Source organism: Pseudomonas mercuritolerans, assembly GCF_025706525.1.
GTDB classification, from domain to species: Bacteria; Pseudomonadota; Gammaproteobacteria; order Pseudomonadales; family Pseudomonadaceae; genus Aquipseudomonas; species Aquipseudomonas mercuritolerans.
On the sequence record NZ_JAMSHA010000002.1, the window covers coordinates 35165 to 49388 of the forward strand.

Here is a 14224-nt window from a genome sequence, read left to right on the forward strand (position 1 = left end):
GATGGCACGCAGGAAGCCCGGACTAATAAGATGGCATTGAAATCCCCCGCGTTTCGTAAAAAATTTCCGTTGTTGGTAACCGGCAGTCTGCTGGCTATGCAACCTCTGGCCAGTCAATTCGTTGTTGCCGCCGAGCAGTATGACTGCTCCGTCTCGGCTACGGGTGGCTGGGACTGTGCGCCCAAGTCGCCCGCCGCGGCATTGCCGCCGCGCCCGGTACATGACGGCAGTGCCGTCAGCTCTGCTGGCGAGGCCCCGGCCGACAACGGTTCCGGCGCAGAGACCGGTGCAAAAACCGCACTGGTCACCGAGTCCAAGGGCCGCGGCCTGAAATCCCGTAGCGAAGACTACAGTCACCTCGACTGGGTTCCGCGCGAGAAGCTCACCGCTGCGCAATTGGCCGAGACTGGTCCTTACTGCTCTGGTTCCTATATCGAACCGATTCGTCCTGGCATGAATGACAAGACGAATAAAAGTGACGCGCCGACCTTCATCGGTGCCAAAGCGTCGCGTTACGAGCAGGACACACAAGTCGCCAGCCTCGCCGGTGACGTGATCATGCGTCAGGGCAGCATGCAGGTCGAAGCTGACGAGGCCAATCTGTATCAGGCCGAGAGCCGTGGCGAACTGGCCGGCAACGTGCGCATCCGTGACAACGGCGCGCTGATCGTCGGCGACCACGCCGATGTGCAGCTCGACACCGGCGAAGCCAAGGTCGACAACGCCGAATACGTGATGCACAAATCGCGCATCCGCGGTAACGCGCTGTATGCCAAGCGCGCTGAAAACGCGATCATCCGCCTGAAGGACGGCACGTACACCACGTGCGAACCGAACAGCAACGCGTGGCAGCTCAAGGGCAACAACATCACCCTGAACCCGGCCACCGGTTTCGGCACCGCGACCAACGTGACCTTGCGCGTCAAAGACATCCCGATTCTGTACACGCCGTACATCTACTTCCCGATCGACGACCGTCGCCAGTCCGGTTTCCTGCCGCCAACCATCGGTTCGGGCAGCGACACCGGCTTCACGCTGCTCACCCCGTACTACTTCAACCTGGCGCCGAACTATGACGCCACGTTGTACCCGCGCTACATGAGCAAGCGCGGCATGCTGATGGAAGGTGAGTTCCGCTACCTGACCAAATCGAGCGAAGGTCAGTTCGGTGCGGCGTATCTCAACGATGAGAACGACGATCGCAAGCTTCAGTCCGACTACAAAGACACTCGCTATATGTACAACTGGCAGCACAAGGGCGGTCTCGACTCCCGCGTGATGACCCAGGTCGACTACACCAAGATCAGCGATCCGTATTACTTCCAGGATCTGCAGACCGATCAGATTGGCGTGAAGAGTGAAGACTTCGTCAATCAGCAAGGTTCGGTGACCTATCGTGGCGACAGCTATACGGCTCGCCTGAATGCTCAGCAGTACCAACTGGCGACTGTCTCGAACATTACTCCTTATGACCGCTTGCCGCAGATCACCTTCAGCGGTCAACTGCCATATCATCCGGAAGGTTTGAATTTCGATTACGAGACTGAGCTAGTACGTTTTGATCGGGACCTGAGGGACGGTACGTTCGTTCAGGAGGACGGCATCACTACCGAATCGCGTCTGGATAACAACATTACCGGACTTGCTCGTGCAAACGGTGATCGTTTGAATCTGAAGCCAGGCGTCAGCCTGCCGATGACGTGGACTTACGGCTTTCTCAAGCCGTCTTTGAAGTATCAGTACACTCAGTATCAGCTTGATCTCGATAACACTGGTAAAAACCAGATCATCGCTCAGCAGAACGCAGCAGCACAGACCGGCACCTCGTACATGGGGGGTGAGTTCAGCAGCAACCAGAACCGCGGCGTACCAATTGCCAGCATCGATGGCGGCCTGTACTTCGACCGTGATACTTCGTACTTTGGCAAAAACTACCGTCAGACTTTAGAGCCGCGCCTGTTCTATCTCTATGTTCCCGAGGAAGATCAGGAAGACATTCCAGTTTTCGACACCAGCGAGTACACCTTCAACTACTCCTCGCTGTTCCGTGATAACCGGTTCTCCGGCTCCGATCGCGTCGGCGACGAGAACAAACTGTCGCTGGGCGTGACCAGTCGCTGGATCGAAGAAGATGGTTTCGAGCGCCAGCGCATCAGCGTGGGCCAGGCGTACTACTTCAAGAACCGCGAAGTGCAACTGCCAGGCATCGATGCGAAAACTCGTGAAGACTCCAAATCCAGCGTTTCGCCATACGCGCTCGAATATGAATACCGCTGGAACCGTGACTGGCGCGCCACTGCCGATTACAACTGGGATCCGGACACTCGCAGCCCGCGCTCCGGCAGCGCGATGTTCCATTACCAGCCTGCGGACAACCCGAACAAGGTCATCAACGCCGGTTACCGCTATCGCAACGACCAGATTCGCTACGACCAGAATACCGGTCAATGGTCGGTGGGCGGTGGTGACTATGGCACCCCGGGCCAGCCTGGCTACGTGAAGGACTACTACAAGATCCAGCAGCATGATTTTTCGGTCATCTGGCCGATCGTTCCACAGTGGAGCGCCATCAGCCGCTGGCAGTACGACTACAACCGCAATCGCACGCTGGAAGCCTTCGGTGGTTTCGAATATGACAACTGCTGCTGGAAACTGCGCCTGATCAACCGTTACTGGGTTGCCTATGACGAGTTCAGCCAGGAAGCTCCGCAAAACGAAAAAGGCGACCATGGCGTCTTCCTCCAAATTGTTCTGAAGGGACTCGGCGGCCTGACTGGCGCCAAGGTAGAGAGTTTCCTCGATCAAGGCATTCAAGGTTATCGTGAACGTGAAGACCAAGCTTTCTGATTGTCTGCGCCCGCTGATGCTGGGCGCGCTGTTCCTGGGTACGGCGGCCAACGCCGCCGTACAGTCCATCGATAAAGTGGTGGCGATCGTCGACAACGACGTGGTCATGCAGAGCCAACTGGACCAGCGGGTTCACGAAGTTCAGCAGACCATCGCCAAGCGCGGTGGCGGTCTTCCGCCTCCGGGCGTGCTCGATCAGCAAGTGCTCGAGCGTCTGATCGTCGAAAACCTGCAACTGCAGATCGGCGAGCGCTCGGGCATCCGCATTACTGACGAAGAGCTCAACCAGGCTGTTGGCACCATTGCCCAGCGCAACAACATGACGGTCGATCAGTTCCGCTCAGCGCTGGCTCGTGATGGCCTGAACTATGACGACGCCCGTGATCAGATCAAGCGCGAGATGATCATCAGCCGCGTGCGTCAGCGTCGCGTGGCCGAGCGCATCCAGGTTTCCGAGCAGGAAGTGAAGAATTTCCTCGCCTCCGACCTCGGCAAGATGCAACTGTCCGAAGAACTGCACCTGGCCAACATCCTGATTCCGACCCCGGAAAGCGCCAACTCTGAAGCCATTCAGAGCGCCGCGCGTCAGGCCATGGAGGTTTACCAGCAGCTCAAGCAAGGCGCCGACTTCGGTCAGATGGCCGTGGCCAAATCCGGCAGCGACAACGCGCTGGAAGGCGGCGACATGGGCTGGCGTAAAGCCGCGCAACTGCCACCGCCGTTCGACCGCGAACTGAGCAGCATGGCCGTCGGCGACATCACTCAACCTGCGCGCACACCGGGCGGCTTCATCATTCTGAAGCTGCTGGGCAAACGTGGCGGCGAAGCGCAGATGCGCGACGAAGTGCATGTGCGTCACATCCTGGTCAAGCCGAGCCCGATCCGCGACGAAGCCAAGACCAAGGCCCTGGTGCAATCGTTGTATGACCGCATCAGCGCCGGTGAAGACTTTGCCGAGCTGGCGAAAAACTACTCGGAAGACCCGGGTTCCGCCCTCAACGGCGGCGACCTGAACTGGATCGACCCGAACGCGCTGGTGCCGGAATTCCGCGAAGTGATGGCCTCGACCCCGCAAGGTCAGCTGTCCAAGCCGTTCCAGACCCAATATGGCTGGCACGTGCTGGAAGTCCTTGGCCGTCGCGCCACTGACAGCACCGAACAGGCCCGTGAGCAGCAAGCCATGACCGTACTGCGTAACCGCAAATACGACGAAGAGCTGCAAACCTGGTTGCGTCAGATCCGTGACGAAGCATACGTAGAGATCAAACTCCCTGGTGCAGACCAGGCAGCGCAGTGAAACCCAAGCGTTTCGCGCTGACACCCGGCGAACCGGCCGGCATCGGTCCCGACCTGTGCCTGCTGCTCGCCTCGCAAGCCCAGCCACATCCCCTGATAGCCATTACCAGCCGCGACCTGCTCATTGAGCGGGCCGCGCAGCTGGGGCTGGCCGTCAATCTGCTGGATGTCGCGCCCGGGCAGTGGCCAAATGTTCCAGCGCCGGCCAACAGCCTGTACGTCTGGGATACGCCACTCAGCGCACCGGTAGTCGCCGGACAACTGGACACGGCCAACGCGGCATTCGTCCTCGAAACCCTGACCCGCGCCGGCAACGGCTGCCTGAACGGCGACTTCGCCGGGATGATCACCGCACCCGTGCACAAAGGCGTGATCAACGAATCGGGTATCGCGTTCTCCGGACACACCGAATTTCTCGCCGACCTGACGCACACCGCGCAAGTAGTGATGATGCTTGCCACTCGCGGTTTGCGCGTGGCGCTGGTCACCACGCATCTGCCACTGCGCGAGATTGCCGATGCGATCACCGCAGAGCGGCTGGAGCGGGTCACGCGAATCCTGCACACCGATCTGCAAGACAAATTCGGCATCGCCCGGCCACGCATTCTGGTCTGCGGTCTTAATCCGCACGCCGGTGAAGGCGGCCACCTGGGCCATGAAGAAATCGACATCATCGAACCGACATTAGAGCGCCTGCGCAGCGAGGGCATGGACCTTCGTGGCCCGCTGCCTGCCGACACTCTGTTTACCCCCAAATATCTGGAGCACTGCGACGCAGTGCTGGCGATGTACCACGACCAGGGCTTGCCCGTGCTCAAGTACAAAGGCTTCGGCGCTGCCGTCAACGTGACGCTGGGCCTGCCGATCATCCGCACCTCGGTCGACCATGGCACCGCCCTGGATCTGGCCGGCAGCGGCAGGATCGACACCGGCAGCCTGCAAGTCGCCCTGGAAACCGCCTACCAGATGGCCGAGACCCGTTTATGAACGAGCAATACCAACACAAGGCGCGCAAACGCTTTGGCCAGAACTTCCTGCACGATGCCGGCGTTATTGACCGCATCCTGCGCTCCATCCATGCCAAGGCTGACGACCGCCTGCTGGAAATCGGCCCTGGTCAGGGTGCCCTGACCCAAGGTTTGCTCGGTTCCGGCGCACAACTCGACGTGGTGGAGCTGGACAAGGATCTGATCCCGATCCTCAACCAGCAGTTTGCCGGCATGAGCAATTTCAACCTGCATCAGGGCGATGCGCTGAAGTTCGACTTCAATACGCTGAATGCCGCGCCGAACAGCCTGCGGGTGGTTGGCAACCTGCCGTACAACATTTCCACTCCGCTGATTTTTCACCTGCTGAACAACGCCGGCATCATTCGTGACATGCACTTCATGTTGCAGAAAGAAGTGGTCGAGCGTCTGGCTGCAGGCCCGGGTGGCGGTGACTGGGGTCGTTTGTCGATCATGGTTCAGTACCATTGCCGCGTGGAACATCTGTTCAATGTCGGCCCGGGCGCGTTCAATCCGCCGCCGAAAGTCGACTCGGCAATCGTGCGTCTGGTGCCCCACGCGGTACTGCCGCACCCGGCCAAGGATCACAAGTTGCTGGAGCGCGTGGTGCGCGAAGCCTTCAATCAGCGCCGCAAAACCCTGCGCAATACCCTCAAGCAACTGCTCAGCAATGCCGAAATCGAAGCCGCCGGCGTCGATGGCAGCCTGCGTCCCGAGCAGCTGGATCTGGCTGCATTCGTGCGTCTGGCCGACCAGCTCGCGATACAGGTCCCGGCAGCTCCCGCCGCCGACTAAGCCGCGATGAACGCTATCGGGCAGCACACCACTCTGGTTTACTGCCCGATACTTGCCTAGACTGATTCCCCATCAGCTACGCCCCGCGTTCCGCTTCGTTAAGGCCTTCTTGCATGTCCGATTCCCGTTATCAGGTCGATGTCAGCGTCGTCACCCACTATCTGGCAGACCAATCGCAACCCGAACACGACCGTTTCGCCTTCGCCTACACCATTACCGTGCAGAACAACGGCGAGATTGCGGCCAAGCTTCTGTCCCGGCATTGGGTAATCACCGATGGTGACGGCCATGTTGAACAAGTGCGCGGTGAAGGCGTCGTCGGCCAGCAACCGTTGATCGATGCAGGTAAGAGCCACACGTATACCAGCGGCACGGTGATGACCACCAAGGTCGGCACCATGCAGGGCACTTATCAAATGCTCGCCGATGACGGCAAACATTTCGATGCCGTCATCAAACCGTTTCGCCTCGCCGTACCCGGAGCCCTGCACTGATGACGACTTACGCCGTCGGTGACCTGCAAGGCTGTCTCGAACCGCTCAAGTGCCTGCTCAAGCAAGTCGCGTTCGACCCGGCGCTTGACCGGTTGTGGCTGGTCGGCGATCTGGTCAACCGTGGCCCGAAGTCGCTGGAAACCCTGCGCTTTCTCTACGAGATGCGCGAGTCGCTGGTTTGCGTACTCGGCAATCACGACCTGCATCTGCTGGCCGCCGCGAAAAAGATCGAACGCTTGAAGAAAAGCGACACACTGCGCGAGATCATCGATGCCCCCGACGGCCCGCATCTGATGGAATGGCTGCGCCAGCAAAAGCTCATGCACTACGACGAAACACGCGATGTTGCGATGGTCCACGCCGGCATCCCGCCGCAATGGTCGCTGCGCCGTGCCCTTAAATGCGCCGCCGAAGTCGAGACCGCACTGCGCGACGACAACGTTTTCCCGGCCTACCTCGACGGCATGTACGGCAACGAGCCGGCGAAATGGGACAACGACCTCAAAGGTATAGATCGCCTGCGGGTGATCACTAATTACTTCACACGCATGCGCTTTTGCACCGCTGAGGGCAAGCTTGACCTCAAGAGCAAGGAAGGCCTGGACAGCGCCCCGCCCGGCTACAAGCCGTGGTTTCAGCACAAGGAGCGCAAAACCCGCGGCCTGCGCATTATCTTCGGTCACTGGGCTGCGCTCGAGGGCAATATCCACGAGCCGGGCATTTCCGCGCTGGACACCGGATGTGTATGGGGCGGCAGCCTGACGCTGATGAATGTCGACAGCGGCGAACGCCTGTCATGCAAATGCGATGAACACGGCGGGCTTGCACACACGGTTGCACCACATATCCCCGAATCTTCGCCAGTCGACGCGCCGCGTTAGACTGCATTTTCAGTTGAGCTACAGGAACCCGCCATGAGCGAATTCAAACGAATCCCCCCGGAACAGGCGCAGGCCCTGCGTGAACAAGGCGCCGTTGTGGTTGACGTACGCGATCCAGCGACCTTCGCCGCGCTGCACATCAGCGGTTCGAAGCATCTCGACAACCATTCGCTGCACGCTTTCATTCAAGGCGCCGATCTTGATGCACCGACCGTCGTGGTCTGCTACCACGGCAATTCCAGCCAGGGCGCAGCCGCCTATCTGGTCGGCCAGGGCTTCTCCGACGTCTACAGCATGGATGGCGGTTTCGAGCTATGGCGTACGACCTATCCTTCGGAAACCGCGCAAGGCACCGACGAATAAATTTTTTGCGCGGCGCAGGCCCCGGCTGCCGTGGGCCTGCGCGCGGCAGACGAACGGTCTGCCACAACTAATTACGTATCTCGCCTTTACCTCTCGAATTCCCAACTATCCTTAAGCGCAGGCCATCCAAATCAGGGGAGAGCCGGTACACCGGCGCGCGGGTCATCGGGAGTAGCTTTCGCGGTTTGTCGACCGTGGGAGAATTCTGGGGGGTAAACAGCAGCTGCCACAGCGACTGCTGCCAGCATCGACTGAGTGATCCGGCGTCGGCTCCACGTATCGAGCGAGGTGACGTCATGAGTATCTTTAGCCACTTCCAACAACGCTTCGAATCCACACGCCAGGAAGAACTCTCTCTACAGGAGTACCTGGAGCTGTGCAAAAACGATCGCAGCGCCTACGTTTCCGCCGCCGAGCGTCTATTGATGGCGATCGGCGAACCGGAACTGCTCGACACTTCGACCAATTCGAGGCTGTCGCGCATCTTCTCCAACAAGGTGATCCGCCGCTATCCGGCCTTTGAAGACTTCCACGGGATGGAAGAATGCATCGACCAGATCGTCTCGTATTTCCGCCACGCCGCCCAAGGGCTGGAAGAGAAGAAACAGATTCTTTATCTGCTCGGCCCCGTTGGCGGCGGTAAATCGTCCCTGGCCGAGAAGCTGAAACAGCTGATGGAAAAAGTGCCTTTCTACGCCATCAAGGGCTCGCCGGTCTTCGAATCACCTCTGGGTCTGTTCAACGCCACTGAAGATGGCGCGATCCTCGAGGAAGACTTCGGCATTCCACGGCGCTACCTGAACACCATCATGTCGCCCTGGGCGACCAAGCGCCTGGCTGAATTCGGCGGCGACATCAGCCAGTTCCGCGTGGTCAAGCTGTACCCGTCGATCCTCAATCAGATTGCCGTGGCCAAGACCGAACCCGGTGACGAGAACAACCAGGACATCTCGGCGCTGGTCGGCAAGGTCGATATCCGCAAGCTCGAAGAATTCCCGCAGAACGACGCTGACGCCTACAGTTACTCCGGTGCGCTGTGCCGAGCCAACCAAGGCTTGATGGAGTTCGTCGAAATGTTCAAGGCGCCGATCAAGGTGCTGCACCCATTGTTGACCGCTACTCAGGAGGGTAACTACAACAGTACCGAAGGCCTCGGCGCGATTCCGTTCACCGGGATTTTGCTGGCTCACTCCAACGAGTCGGAGTGGCACACCTTCCGCAACAACAAGAACAACGAGGCGTTCATCGACCGGATCTACATCGTCAAGGTGCCGTACTGCCTGCGCGTCAGCGATGAAGTGAAGATCTACGACAAACTCCTGTTCAACAGTTCCTTGTCCAAGGCGCACTGCGCACCGGACACCTTGAAAATGCTTGCGCAATTCACCGTGCTGTCGCGCCTCAAGGAGCCGGAAAACTCCAACATCTATTCGAAGATGCGCGTCTACGACGGTGAAAACCTCAAGGATACCGATCCGAAGGCCAAGTCGATTCAGGAGTATCGCGATTCGGCCGGTGTCGACGAAGGCATGAACGGTCTGTCGACCCGCTTCGCCTTCAAGATCCTCTCCAAGGTGTTCAACTTCGATCCACATGAAATCGCCGCCAACCCGGTGCACCTGCTCTATGTGCTTGAACAACAGATCGAACAGGAACAGTTCCAGGCCGAAACCCGCGAACGCTACCTGCGCTATCTGAAGGAATACCTGGCGCCGCGCTACATCGAGTTCATCGGCAAGGAAATCCAGACCGCTTATCTGGAGTCCTACAGCGAATACGGTCAGAACATCTTCGACCGCTACGTGTTGTATGCGGATTTCTGGATTCAGGATCAGGAGTATCGCGACCCGGAAACCGGCGAGATTCTCAACCGCGTAGCCCTGAACGAAGAACTGGAGAAAATCGAGAAACCGGCCGGGATCAGCAATCCGAAGGATTTCCGCAACGAAATCGTCAACTTCGTCCTGCGCGCCCGGGCCAACAACAACGGCAAGAACCCGACGTGGCTCAGCTACGAAAAACTGCGGGTGGTCATCGAGAAGAAAATGTTCTCCAACACCGAAGACCTGCTGCCCGTCATCAGTTTCAACGCCAAGGCCAGCAAGGAGGATCAGCAGAAACACAACGACTTCGTTACGCGAATGGTTGAACGTGGCTACACCGATAAACAGGTACGCCTGCTGTCCGAATGGTACCTGCGGGTCCGCAAGTCGCAGTGAGGCAGCTGCAAGCTATAAGCCACAAGCTGCAAGAACCAAGCGCGTGAACCCGAAAACACGGGCATTCGCTTTTACTTGCAGCTTGCAGCTCAAAACTTGAAGCTCCCCGGAGGGGCCTTATGAGCTATGTGATCGACCGACGCCTCAATGGCAAGAACAAGAGCACGGTGAACCGCCAGCGTTTTCTGCGGCGTTACCGTGACCACATCAAGAAGGCTGTCGAAGAGGCAGTCAGTCGCCGCTCCATCACGGATATGGAGCACGGCGAGCAGATCAGCATTCCCGGCCGCGATATCGACGAGCCGGTGCTTCATCATGGACGCGGCGGCAAGCAGACCGTGGTGCATCCCGGTAACAAAGAGTTCACGGCCGGTGAACATATCGCTCGTCCACCGGGAGGCGGCGGTGGGCGCGGCCCGGGCAAGGCAGGCAACTCCGGTGAAGGCATGGACGAGTTCGTCTTCCAGATCACTCAGGAAGAATTCCTCGAGTTCATGTTCGAAGACCTGGAACTGCCGAACCTGGTCAAACGCAATCTGACCGGTACCGACACGTTCAAAACCGTACGCGCCGGGATCAGCAACGAGGGCAATCCGTCACGGATCAACATCATCCGCACCTTGCGTTCGGCCCATGCGCGGCGCATTGCCCTGTCTGGCAGCAGCCGCGCGAAACTGCGCGAAGCCAAGGAAGAGCTGGCGCGGCTCAAGCGCGAAGAACCGGACAACTTCGGCGATATCCAGGATCTCGAGGCTGAAATTGAAAAACTCAGCGCACGCATTCACCGCGTGCCGTTCCTCGATACCTTCGACTTGAAATACAACCTGCTGGTCAAGCAACCCAACCCCAGCTCCAAAGCAGTGATGTTCTGCCTGATGGACGTTTCCGGGTCGATGACGCAGGCGACCAAGGACATCGCCAAGCGCTTTTTCATCTTGCTGTACCTGTTTCTCAAGCGTAACTACGACAAGATCGACGTGGTGTTCATCCGTCACCACACCAGCGCCCGAGAGGTGGATGAGGAGGAGTTTTTCTATTCTCGTGAGACCGGCGGCACCATTGTTTCCAGCGCGCTGAAGCTGATGCAGGAAATCATGGCCGAGCGCTATCCGAGCAACGAGTGGAACATTTATGCCGCTCAAGCCTCCGACGGCGACAACTGGAACGACGACTCGCCGATCTGCCGCGACATCCTGATCAATCAGATCATGCCGTTTGTGCAGTACTACACTTACGTGGAGATCACCCCGCGCGAACATCAGGCCCTGTGGTACGAATACGAACGCATCGCCGAAGCCTTCTCTGACACCTTTGCCCAGCAGCAACTGGTCTCGGCCGGAGATATCTATCCGGTCTTCCGTGAACTCTTCCAGCGCAGGTTAGTGACATGACCGCCAAAGAGCAGAAGCGCCAACCCATATCCACCGGCTCCGAATGGACATTCGAGCTGATCCAGACCTACGACCGCGAAATCGCCCGGATCGCGGCCCGCTATGCGCTGGATACTTATCCCAACCAGATCGAAGTGATCACCGCCGAGCAGATGATGGACGCCTATGCCTCGGTGGGCATGCCGCTGGGCTATCACCACTGGTCCTACGGCAAACACTTCCTCAGCACCGAGAAATCCTACAGTCGCGGGCAGATGGGCCTGGCTTACGAGATCGTGATCAACTCCGACCCGTGCATCGCCTATTTGATGGAAGAGAACACCATCTGCATGCAGGCGCTGGTGGTGGCTCACGCCTGCTATGGCCACAACAGTTTTTTCAAGGGCAACTACCTGTTCCGCACCTGGACCGATGCCAGTTCGATCATCGATTACCTGGTGTTCGCCAAGCAGTACATCATGCAGTGCGAGGAACGCCACGGCATCGACGCCGTAGAAGATCTGCTCGATTCCTGCCATGCCTTGATGAATTACGGCGTCGACCGCTACAAGCGGCCGTATCCGATTTCCGCCGAAGAGGAACGCCGGCGGCAAAAGGATCGTGAAGAGCACATGCAGAAGCAGATCAATGATCTGTGGCGCACCATTCCCAAGGGCGCGGATAAATACAGCGACAAGGACAACGCCCGCTTCCCGGCCGAGCCGCAGGAAAACATCCTCTATTTCATCGAAAAACACGCACCGCTGCTGGAGCCGTGGCAGCGCGAAATCGTGCGCATCGTGCGCAAGATCGCCCAGTATTTCTATCCGCAGCGCCAGACTCAGGTGATGAACGAAGGCTGGGCGACGTTCTGGCATTACACGCTGATGAATGATCTGTATGACGAAGGCCTGGTCACTGACGGCTTCATGATGGAATTTCTCACCTCGCACACCAGCGTGGTGTTCCAGCCGGGTTTCGACAGCCCGTACTACAGCGGCATCAATCCTTACGCACTGGGTTTCGCCATGTACCGCGACATTCGGCGCATGTGCGAAGAACCTACCGAAGAAGATCGCCGCTGGTTCCCGGACATCGCCGGTTCCGACTGGCTGTCGACCATCAAGTTCGCCATGAGCAGTTTCAAGGACGAGAGCTTCATCCTGCAGTACCTGTCGCCCAAGGTGATCCGCGACCTGAAGCTGTTCAGCATTCTCGATGACGACCAGAAAGACGATCTGCTGGTGCCGGCCATCCATGACGAGGGTGGCTACCGCATCATCCGTGAAACCCTGGCTGCGCAGTACAACCTCGGTAATCGTGAGCCGAACGTGCAGATCTACAGCATCGATCGGCGCGGCGATCGCTCGCTGACCCTGCGCCATCAGCAGCACGACCGCAAACCTTTGGGCGATTCCACCGAAGAAGTGCTCAAGCACCTGCACCGGCTCTGGGGCTTCGACATTCATCTGGAAACCCTGCAAGGCGACCAGATCATGAAAACCCATCACGTGCCGCCACGCAGTGAACACAGCGAGGGCGATTACGGCCGGCTCGATCTGGCCGTGATTCATCTTTGATCCGGTTCCGGCCTCCGAAAGTCTGACGCAAGGGTTATCCTGTCGGACTGACGGAGGTTTTTTATGCAGGTTTACAAGGTTGGCGGCGCGGTACGTGATCGCCTGTTAGGGTTGCCGGTCACTGATGTCGACCGGGTCGTGGTCGGTGCAACCACTGAAGAAATGCTCGCCAAGGGATTCCGCCCGGTCGGCGCAGATTTCCCGGTGTTTCTGCACCCGAAAACCGGTGAGGAATACGCCCTCGCCCGCACCGAGCGCAAAAGCGGACGCGGTTACGGAGGTTTCACCTTCTATGCAAGTCCTGAAGTCACGCTTGAAGAAGATCTGATTCGCCGCGACCTGACGATCAATGCCATGGCCGAGGACGATCAACTCAACCTGACCGATCCGTACCACGGCCAGCGCGATCTTGAAGCGCGAATCCTGCGCCATGTTTCCCCGGCATTCGCCGAAGATCCGCTCCGTGTCCTGCGTGTTGCCCGTTTTGCTGCGCGCTACGCCGGGCTGGGCTTCACGGTTGCCGACGAGACCATGGACCTGATGCGTCAGCTCAGCGAGTCCGGCGAATTACAGGCGCTGACTGCCGAACGTAGCTGGAAGGAGATTTCCCGGGCACTGCTGGAAGACCATCCACAGGTGTTCATCCAAGTCTTGCGCGACTGTGGCGCACTCAAAGAGCTAATGCCGGAAGTCGACGCCTTGTTCGGCGTACCGCAGCCGGAGACCCATCACCCGGAAATCGACACGGGCCTGCACACCTTGAGCGTGCTGGAGCAGTCAGCTTTGCACAAACAACCGCTGACGGTGCGCTGGGCCTGCCTGCTGCATGACCTGGGCAAAGGCCTCACGCCGGAAGAAGAATGGCCCAGGCATATCGCCCATGAGCACACCGGGCTGAAGCTGATCAAAGCGGTCAACGAGCGCTTCAAAGTCCCCAAAGACTGTCAGGAACTGGCGCTGCTGGTCGGGCAATACCACACCCATGGGCACCGGGCGCTGGAGCTGAAAGCCTCGACGCTGCTGGAATTGCTGCAGAGTTTCGATATCTATCGCCGGCCGCAGCGATTCGAAGAGTTTATCGCCGCGTGCGAGATGGACGCCCGTGGCCGCAAGGGCCTGGAGCAGCGCAGTTATCCACAGGCGGATTATTTGCGCGGAGCCGCGAAGGCTGCGCGAGCGGTGGCGGTGCAGCCATTGCTGGAGCAAGGATTCAAGGGGCCGGAACTGGGCGAAGCGCTGAAGCGGGAACGACTGAAGGCGTTGAAAGCCTACAAAGAGGCGGCGACGGCCTGATAAAAAACTTCGCGAGCAGGCTCGCTCCCACAGGAGACCTCGATCCAATGTGGGAGCGAGCCTGCTCGCGAAAGCGCAT

General features: G+C 58.8%; 11 protein-coding genes. All 11 read left to right on the plus strand.

The genetic code is table 11. The features are described 5' to 3' along the window. The first annotated feature begins 30 nt into the window (after positions 1 to 30). Positions 31 to 2847: an LPS-assembly protein LptD gene (locus ND528_RS04930; RefSeq protein WP_137214204.1), complete on the plus strand. Its 2817-nt coding sequence runs from the start codon at positions 31 to 33 to the stop codon at positions 2845 to 2847. After that, positions 2822 to 4144: a peptidylprolyl isomerase SurA gene (surA, locus tag ND528_RS04935; protein WP_178083694.1), complete on the plus strand. Its 1323-nt coding sequence runs from the start codon at positions 2822 to 2824 to the stop codon at positions 4142 to 4144. The genes ND528_RS04930 and surA overlap by 26 nt, the downstream gene beginning before the upstream one ends. Beyond that, positions 4141 to 5130, plus strand: a complete 990-nt coding sequence (gene pdxA, locus ND528_RS04940; RefSeq protein WP_137214206.1) for a 4-hydroxythreonine-4-phosphate dehydrogenase PdxA — start codon at positions 4141 to 4143, stop codon at positions 5128 to 5130. Before surA ends, pdxA begins: the two co-directional genes overlap by 4 nt. Beyond that, positions 5127 to 5945 carry a 16S rRNA (adenine(1518)-N(6)/adenine(1519)-N(6))-dimethyltransferase RsmA gene (gene rsmA / locus ND528_RS04945; protein ID WP_039757718.1) on the plus strand — a complete coding sequence of 273 codons (819 nt, stop codon included), beginning with the start codon at positions 5127 to 5129 and terminating at the stop codon, positions 5943 to 5945. Before pdxA ends, rsmA begins: the two co-directional genes overlap by 4 nt. Before the next feature lie 113 nt (positions 5946 to 6058). Beyond that, positions 6059 to 6439, plus strand: coding sequence for a Co2+/Mg2+ efflux protein ApaG (apaG, locus tag ND528_RS04950; protein WP_122506055.1), 381 nt, complete (start codon positions 6059 to 6061; stop codon positions 6437 to 6439). Beyond that, on the plus strand, positions 6439 to 7320 hold the full coding sequence (locus tag ND528_RS04955; RefSeq protein ID WP_137214208.1) for a symmetrical bis(5'-nucleosyl)-tetraphosphatase: 882 nt from the start codon (positions 6439 to 6441) through the stop codon (positions 7318 to 7320). The genes apaG and ND528_RS04955 overlap by 1 nt, the downstream gene beginning before the upstream one ends. Before the next feature lie 33 nt (positions 7321 to 7353). Continuing rightward, on the plus strand, positions 7354 to 7683 hold the full coding sequence (glpE, locus tag ND528_RS04960; protein WP_122748131.1) for a thiosulfate sulfurtransferase GlpE: 330 nt from the start codon (positions 7354 to 7356) through the stop codon (positions 7681 to 7683). A 296-nt stretch (positions 7684 to 7979) separates the two neighbouring features. Further along, positions 7980 to 9902: a PrkA family serine protein kinase gene (locus tag ND528_RS04965; RefSeq protein ID WP_016772892.1), complete on the plus strand. Its 1923-nt coding sequence runs from the start codon at positions 7980 to 7982 to the stop codon at positions 9900 to 9902. A 119-nt stretch (positions 9903 to 10021) separates the two neighbouring features. Next, the gene (locus tag ND528_RS04970; protein ID WP_056786661.1) at positions 10022 to 11293 is read left to right on the plus strand and encodes a YeaH/YhbH family protein; all 1272 of its coding nucleotides are present in this window, start codon (positions 10022 to 10024) and stop codon (positions 11291 to 11293) included. Next, a complete protein-coding gene (locus tag ND528_RS04975; RefSeq protein ID WP_024014545.1) occupies positions 11290 to 12852 on the plus strand; it encodes a SpoVR family protein in 1563 nt (520 codons plus the stop codon). The genes ND528_RS04970 and ND528_RS04975 overlap by 4 nt, the downstream gene beginning before the upstream one ends. Positions 12853 to 12915: 63 nt before the next feature. Next, positions 12916 to 14145: a multifunctional CCA addition/repair protein gene (locus tag ND528_RS04980; RefSeq protein ID WP_130911390.1), complete on the plus strand. Its 1230-nt coding sequence runs from the start codon at positions 12916 to 12918 to the stop codon at positions 14143 to 14145. Positions 14146 to 14224 lie beyond the last annotated feature (79 nt).

What these genes read in the sequence shown, in the direction of transcription:
- ND528_RS04930 (WP_137214204.1), top strand. Translation starts at nt 31, where the DNA reads ATGGCATTGAAATCCCCCGCGTTTCGTAAAAAATTTCCGTTGTTGGTA.
- rsmA (WP_039757718.1), top strand. Translation starts at nt 5,127, where the DNA reads ATGAACGAGCAATACCAACACAAGGCGCGCAAACGCTTTGGCCAGAAC.
- apaG (WP_122506055.1), top strand. Translation starts at nt 6,059, where the DNA reads ATGTCCGATTCCCGTTATCAGGTCGATGTCAGCGTCGTCACCCACTAT.
- ND528_RS04975 (WP_024014545.1), top strand. Translation starts at nt 11,290, where the DNA reads ATGACCGCCAAAGAGCAGAAGCGCCAACCCATATCCACCGGCTCCGAA.
- ND528_RS04980 (WP_130911390.1), top strand. Translation starts at nt 12,916, where the DNA reads ATGCAGGTTTACAAGGTTGGCGGCGCGGTACGTGATCGCCTGTTAGGG.
- ND528_RS04970 (WP_056786661.1), top strand. Translation starts at nt 10,022, where the DNA reads ATGAGCTATGTGATCGACCGACGCCTCAATGGCAAGAACAAGAGCACG.
- glpE (WP_122748131.1), top strand. Translation starts at nt 7,354, where the DNA reads ATGAGCGAATTCAAACGAATCCCCCCGGAACAGGCGCAGGCCCTGCGT.
- ND528_RS04965 (WP_016772892.1), top strand. Translation starts at nt 7,980, where the DNA reads ATGAGTATCTTTAGCCACTTCCAACAACGCTTCGAATCCACACGCCAG.
- ND528_RS04955 (WP_137214208.1), top strand. Translation starts at nt 6,439, where the DNA reads ATGACGACTTACGCCGTCGGTGACCTGCAAGGCTGTCTCGAACCGCTC.